Source organism: Streptomyces sp. NPDC059900 (assembly GCF_050270335.1).
GTDB lineage: Bacteria > Actinomycetota > Actinomycetes > Streptomycetales > Streptomycetaceae > Streptomyces.
In genome coordinates this window covers 1-6,793 of record NZ_JBNNJZ010000449.1, presented here as the reverse complement: position 1 = coordinate 6,793, position 6,793 = coordinate 1, and the positions used below count along the sequence as shown (strand labels likewise).

General features: G+C 67.0%; 6 protein-coding genes and 1 pseudogene. All 7 read right to left on the bottom strand.

Going from position 1 to position 6,793, the window contains the following annotated elements; translation table 11 throughout:
- Nucleotides 1-36 precede the first annotated feature (36 nt).
- Nucleotides 37-891 (bottom strand): CDP-diacylglycerol--serine O-phosphatidyltransferase, encoded by an 855-nt coding sequence (pssA, locus tag ACQKIP_RS35730; protein ID WP_190080876.1) that lies wholly within the window; start codon nucleotides 889-891, stop codon nucleotides 37-39.
- Nucleotides 878-1,534, bottom strand: coding sequence for a phosphatidylserine decarboxylase (locus ACQKIP_RS35725; protein WP_365855753.1), 657 nt, complete (start codon nucleotides 1,532-1,534; stop codon nucleotides 878-880). Before ACQKIP_RS35725 ends, pssA begins: the two co-directional genes overlap by 14 nt.
- Nucleotides 1,535-1,704: 170 nt before the next feature.
- Nucleotides 1,705-2,910, bottom strand: a complete 1,206-nt coding sequence (locus ACQKIP_RS35720) for an acyl-CoA dehydrogenase family protein (protein WP_365855751.1) — start codon at nucleotides 2,908-2,910, stop codon at nucleotides 1,705-1,707.
- A gap of 2 nt (nucleotides 2,911-2,912) precedes the next feature.
- Nucleotides 2,913-3,425, bottom strand: coding sequence for a MaoC family dehydratase (locus ACQKIP_RS35715; RefSeq protein WP_365855749.1), 513 nt, complete (start codon nucleotides 3,423-3,425; stop codon nucleotides 2,913-2,915).
- 1 nt (nucleotide 3,426) lies between these two features.
- Nucleotides 3,427-4,392 carry an HpcH/HpaI aldolase/citrate lyase family protein gene (locus ACQKIP_RS35710; RefSeq protein ID WP_361198017.1) on the bottom strand — a complete coding sequence of 322 codons (966 nt, stop codon included), beginning with the start codon at nucleotides 4,390-4,392 and terminating at the stop codon, nucleotides 3,427-3,429.
- A complete protein-coding gene (locus ACQKIP_RS35705) occupies nucleotides 4,389-6,416 on the bottom strand; it encodes a protein meaA (RefSeq protein WP_365855747.1) in 2,028 nt (675 codons plus the stop codon). Before ACQKIP_RS35705 ends, ACQKIP_RS35710 begins: the two co-directional genes overlap by 4 nt.
- 17 nt (nucleotides 6,417-6,433) lie before the next feature.
- Nucleotides 6,434-6,793: pseudogene (locus tag ACQKIP_RS35700) on the bottom strand (crotonyl-CoA carboxylase/reductase); the annotation flags it as partial.

Genomic DNA, 6,793 nt, shown 5'->3' with positions numbered 1-6,793 from the left:
GTTCGGGCCCCCTTCGCATACACCGTTCAAGCGCCGCTACGGCAACTGCGCCGCCCGCGCCTCACGCCGGTTGCCGCGGAAGTTGTTCACGCGGCGGGCCGTGGCGAAGAGCGGGATGACCGCGCCGAGCACCAGCTGGAGCGCACAGCCGGTCTGGAGCAGCAGCTGGCCGCCCGGAGCCTCGAAGGCCCAGGCCGCGAGCAGACCCATGGCCGCGACGATCCACGCGAGCATCGCCACCGCCAGCGGACCCCGCGGCTTGGGGTACTCGACCCGGCTGACCATGAGCCACGCCGTGCCGATGATCGCCAGGAGCGTCGCCACGAAGGGCAGCTCCAGGAGCACGATCGAGACGACCGTCAGCGCGCCGAAGGGCGAGGGCATGCCCTGGAAGGTGCCGTCCTTCACGGTCACGCAGCTGAACCGCGCAAGCCGCAGCACCACCGCCAGAAGTACGACGATCGCTCCGACCGCGGCCACTCTCTGGTGCGCGTCGTCGGCGACCATGCCGTACACGAGCACGAAGTACGCGGGAGCCAGACCGAAGCTGATCAGGTCCGACAGGTTGTCGAGCTCGGCGCCCATCGGCGAGGACCGCAGCTTGCGCGCCACGAGCCCGTCGAAGAGGTCGAAGACGGCCGCGCAGAGCATCAGGATCACGGCGGTCGCGGCGGAGTGCCGCGCCATGCCGCTCTCGTTGCTGCCCTGGAGGTGCGGGATGAGGATGCCGGTGGTGGTGAAGTACACCGCCATGAACCCGCACGTGGCGTTACCGAGCGTGAGGGTGTCCGCTATCGAGAGGCGGAGTGAGAGAGGCATCTCCTCGTCGGCCTCGTCCTCGGCCGCCTCGGGCACCCAGCCCGCTTGTGTCTCTGGATCAACCACGGTCAATTCGAGTCACCCCAGCCACGGTCTTCTGACCGACCTCGACGTCCACGTCGACACCCTCGGGGAGATAGATGTCCACGCGGGAGCCGAAGCGGATCAGGCCGATCCGTTCGCCTTGCTCCACCTTCGTGCCCTGCGGCACGTAAGGAACGATGCGTCGCGCCACCGCGCCCGCGATCTGGATCATCTCGATGTCACCGAGCTCGGTGTCGAAGTGCCAGACGACGCGCTCGTTGTTCTCGCTCTCCTTGTTGAACGCCGGGACGAACCCGCCGGGGATGTGCTCCACGGACGTCACCGTGCCCGCGAGGGGCGCGCGGTTGACGTGGACGTTCAACGGGCTCATGAAGATCGCGACGCGGGTGCGCCCGTCCTTCCACGGCATGATGCTCTGCACCACACCGTCGGCGGGCGAGATGACCCGGCCCTGTGCGATCTCGCGCTCGGGGTCGCGGAAGAACCACAGCATGCCCGCCGCCAGAGCGGTGGCGGGTACAGCTACGGCCGCGGCGCCCTTGGAGCGACGCGCGCGGACGAGGCTGAGTGCCGCGGTGGCGACAGTCGGCAGGAGCCACGGCGATGCTCCCCGCGCAAGGCGTACGCCAGCGAGGCTGTCGCGTGGTGCAGAGGTTTGGCTGTGGGGCATGGATGACCTTCGTAGCGGATGATGCCGCGCAGTTAACGGGGGACGGCGGCTTTTTCCGGATGGTATCGGTTGCGAGCCACAACTGGGCAAGCCAGGAAGCGGAGTCGACGGCCGAAGACTGCTGACAGGGTGTGACCTTCTTCTCGACGAAACCGCCCCAAAGCGGGCATTTAGCCCTGGAGTCGATACTCTTCGAGCAGTCGGCGTCCAATGATCATCTTCTGGATCTCGGCGGTACCTTCACCGATCAACAGCATCGGAGCCTCACGGTACAGGCGCTCGATCTCGTACTCCTTCGAGAAGCCGTAACCGCCATGAATCCGGAACGCGTCCTCTACGACTTCTTTGCAGTATTCGGAGGCGAGGTACTTCGCCATCCCTGCTTCGAGGTCGTTTCGTTCCCCGGAGTCCTTTTTGCGTGCTGCGTTCACCATCATCGCATGCGCGGCCTCGACCTTGGTAGCCATCTCGGCCAGCTTGAACTGGATGGCCTGGTGCTGGGCGATCGCCTTGCCGAAAGTGTGACGTTGCTGGGCATACGAGACACCGAGCTCAAATGCACGCTGAGCAACACCGCAGCCACGCGCCGCGACATTTACCCGACCGACTTCGACGCCGTCCATCATTTGGTAAAAACCGCGACCGGTTTCCCCGCCGAGCACGCGATTGGCCGGAATTCGTAGCCCGTTCATGACGAGTTCGGTCGTGTCGACGCCCTTGTAACCCATCTTGTCGATCTTGCCGGGGATGGTGAGGCCGGGGCGGACCTCTCCGAAGCCGGGCTCCTTCTCGACGAGGAAGGTCGTCATCGACTTGTGGGGGGCCGTCCCCTCGGGGTGTCCTTCGTCACTCCGGCACAGAACGGCGACCAGCGTCGACGTTCCGCCGTTCGTGAGCCACATCTTCTGACCGTTGAGGACGTACTCGTCGCCGTCCTTGACGCCCTTGGACGTGATCGCCGACACGTCCGAGCCGAGCCCGGGCTCCGACATGGAGAACGCGCCGCGCACCTCGCCGGCCGCCATGCGCGGCAGGAAGGTGTCCTTCTGCTCCTGCGTCCCGTGCTGCTTGAGCATGTAGGCCACGATGAAGTGGGTGTTGATGATGCCGGAGACCGACATCCAGCCACGCGCTATCTCTTCGACGCACAGGGCGTACGTGAGCAGCGACTCGCCCAGACCGCCGTACTCCTCCGGGATCATGAGCCCGAAGAGGCCCAACTCCTTGAGACCGTCGACGATCGCCTGCGGGTACTCGTCGCGGTGCTCGAGCTCCGTGGCGACAGGGATGATCTCCTTGTCGACGAAGTCCCGGACGGTGGAGAGGATCTCCTGCTGGATCTCCGTGAGACCTGCGGTCTGCGCGAGTCGGCTCATGGCTACTTCTCCTGCTGCTTGAGTTCCGGGCGGCCGGGCTGCTCGCCGCCGCGCTCCTTGATGTACGTCTCGGTGGGGACCATCACCTTGCGGCGGAACACGCAGACCAGCGTGCCGTCCTGCTTGTAGCCCTTGGTCTCCACATAGACGATCCCGCGGTCCGACTTGGACTTCGACGGCGTCTTGTCCAGGACCGTGGTCTCGCCGTAGATCGTGTCGCCGTGGAAGGTCGGCGCCACGTGCTTGAGCGACTCCACCTCCAGGTTGGCGATCGCCTTGCCCGAGACGTCCGGCACGGACATGCCCAGAAGCAGCGAGTAGATGTAGTTCCCCACGACGACGTTCTTCCCGAAGTCCGTCGTCTGCTCCGCATAGTTCGTGTCCATGTGGAGGGGGTGGTGGTTCATCGTCAGGAGGCAGAAGAGGTGGTCGTCGTACTCGGTGACCGTCTTTCCGGGCCAGTGCTTGTAGACGTCCCCGACGGTGAACTCTTCGTAGGTGCGGCCGAACTGCATGTCAGGCCTCCGGGATCTCGAACTTGGAGGTACGGGTCATGCCCGCGGCCCGGCCCTTGCCCGAGATGACCAGCGCCATCTTGCGGCTGGCCTCGTCGATCATCTCGTCCCCGAGCATCGCCGAGCCCTTCTTGCCGCCCGCCTCGGAGGTGCAGTAGTCGTACGCGTCCAGGATCAGCTCGGCGTGGTCGAAGTCCTCCTGGGAGGGCGAGAAGACCTCGTTGGCCGCCTCGACCTGGCCGGGGTGCAGCACCCACTTGCCGTCGAAGCCGAGCGCGGCGGCGCGGTTGGCGACCTCGCGGTAGCCGTCGACGTTCTTGATCTGGAGGTAGGGGCCGTCGATCGCCTGGAGGTTGTTGGCGCGCGCCGCCATCAGGATCTTCATCAGGATGAAGTGGTAGGCGTCCGCGGGGTAGCCGGGCGGCTGCTCGCCGACGACCAGGGACTTCATGTTGATGGACGCCATGAAGTCGGCCGGGCCGAAGATGATGGTCTCCACGCGCGGCGACGCCTCGGCGATCGCGTTGACGTTGTTGAGGCCCTGCGCGTTCTCGATCTGCGCCTCGATGCCGATCTTGCCGACCTCGAAGCCCATCGTCTTCTCGATCTGCGTGAGCAGGAAGTCGAGCGCGACGACCTGGTCGGCGCTCTGCACCTTCGGCAGCATGATGCAGTCGAGGTTCTGGCCCGCGCCCTCGACGACCGTGACGACGTCGCGGTACGTCCACTCGGTCGTCCAGTCGTTGACGCGCACGACCCGCGTCTTGCCCGTCCAGTCGCCCTCGTTGAGGAACTTGACGATGGTGTGCCTGGCCTCCGGCTTGGCGAGCGGCGCGCAGGCGTCCTCCAGGTCCAGGAAGACCTGGTCGGCGGGCAGGCCCTGGGCCTTCTCCAGGAAGCGCGGGTTCGAACCCGGCACCGCGAGACAGGAGCGACGCGGGCGCAGACGGTTGATGGGCGCGGTCATGCGGGGACCTCCAGTGGGTCGAGCTTGTTCGCTTTCCGGATCTCGTCGACGATACGGCCGATGATCTCGGTGATACCGAAGTCCTTGGGGGTGAAAACGGCGGCGACACCCGCCGCCTTCAGGTCCTCGGCGTCGCTGTTGGGGATGATGCCGCCCGCGATGACGGGGATGTCGGGCGCGCCCGCCTCGCGCAGCCGCACCAGGACGTCGGGCACGAGCTGCGCGTGGGAGCCGGAGAGGATCGAGAGGCCCACGGCGTGCACGTCCTCGGCCAGGGCGGCGTCGACGATCTGCTCGGGGGTGAGCCTGATGCCCTGGTAGACCACCTCGAAGCCGGCGTCACGCGCACGCACCGCGATCTGCTCGGCCCCGTTGGAGTGCCCGTCCAGGCCCGGCTTGCCGACCAGGAAGCGCAGCTTGCCGGTGCCGAGGTCGGCGGCGGTCCTCGCGACCTTGTCGCGCACCAGGGCGAGCGGCGTGCCCGCCTCCGCGGTGACGGCCACCGGGGCGCTGGAGACGCCCGTGGGTGCCCGGAACTCCCCGAAGACCTCCCGCAGGGCCCCGGCCCACTCCCCGGTCGTCACACCGGCGCGTGCGCACTCCAGGGTGGCTTCCATGAGGTTGCCCGTGCCCGCGGCGACCTCCTTGAGCTTGTCCAGGGCCTTGCAGGGGCGCGGGTGGTTGAACGGCGGCTGGTAGCGCGTGTCGCGCCAGGTCCCCAGGGCCTTCACGACGCGGTTCTCCACGGCCGGGTCGACCGTCATGATCGCGGTGTCCAGGTCCGCGGTCAGCGGGTTCGGCTCGGTCGACTCGTAGGCGTTGACGCCGACGATCTTCTCGTCGCCCGACTCGATGCGTGCCCTGCGCTCGGCGTGCGAGGAGACCAGCTGCGACTTGAGGTAGCCGGACTCGACGGCGGCCATCGCGCCGCCCATCTGTTCGATGCGGTCGATCTCGGCGAGCGACTCGTCGACGAGGGAGTCCACCTTGGCCTCGATGACGTGCGAGCCCGCGAAGATGTCCTCGTACTCAAGGAGGTCGCTCTCCAGGGCGAGCACCTGCTGGATGCGCAGCGACCACTGCTGGTCCCACGGCCGGGGCAGACCCAGGGCCTCGTTCCAGGCGGGCAGCTGCACGGCACGCGCGCGTGCGTCCTTGGAGAGCGTGACGGCGAGCATCTCCAGGACGATGCGCTGGACGTTGTTCTCGGGCTGCGCCTCGGTCAGGCCCAGCGAGTTGACCTGCACGCCGTAGCGGAAGCGGCGCTGCTTGGGGTTGGTGATGCCGTACCGCTCGCGTGTGATGCGGTCCCAGATGCGGCCGAAGGCGCGCATCTTGCACATCTCCTCGATGAAGCGGACGCCCGCGTTCACGAAGAAGGAGATGCGGGCGACGACGTCACCGAACTTCTCCGGGGGCACCTGCCCCGAGTCGCGCACCGCGTCGAGCACGGCGACGGCGGTGGACATCGCGTACGCGATCTCCTGCACCGGAGTGGCCCCGGCCTCCTGCAAGTGGTAGCTGCAGATGTTGATGGGGTTCCACTTGGGGATGTTCGCCACCGTGTAGGTGATCATGTCGGTGGTGAGGCGGAGGGAGGGCCCCGGCGGGAAGACGTGCGTCCCGCGCGAGAGGTATTCCTTGACGATGTCGTTCTGCGTCGTCCCCTGGAGCTGCGTGATGTCCACGCCCTGCTCCTCCGCCACCACCTGATAGAGCGCCAGGAGCCACATGGCCGTGGCGTTGATCGTCATCGAGGTGTTCATCTGGTCCAGGGGGATGTCCTGGAACAGCCGTCGCATGTCGCCGACGTGCGAGACGGGGACGCCGACCCGGCCGACCTCACCGCGGGCGAGGATGTGGTCCGGGTCGTAGCCCGTCTGCGTGGGCAGGTCGAACGCGACCGAGAGGCCCGTCTGACCCTTGGCGAGGTTGCGCCGGTACAGCTCGTTGGACGCCTCGGCCGTGGAGTGACCGGCATAGGTCCGCATGAGCCACGGCCGGTCCTTCTGACGCTCTGTCATGTGCGAACCCTCAGCCCTCAGACGTTGCGGAAGCGGTTGATGGCGTCGATGTGCTGCGCGCGCTTCTCGTGGTCGCGCACGCCCAGGCCCTCGCGGGGCGCGAGCGCGAGGACGCCGACCTTGCCCTGGTGGAGGTTGCGGTGCACGTCGTAGGCGGCCTGGCCGGTGTCCTCCAGGGAGTACGTCTTCGACAGGGTCGGGTGGATCTTGCCCTTGGCGATCAGCCGGTTGGCTTCCCAGGCCTCGCGGTAGTTGGCGAAGTGCGAGCCGATGATGCGCTTGAGGGACATCCACAGGTAGCGGTTGTCGTACTCGTGCATGTAGCCCGAGGTGGAGGCGCAGGTGGTGATGGTGCCGCCCTTGCGGGTGACGTAGAC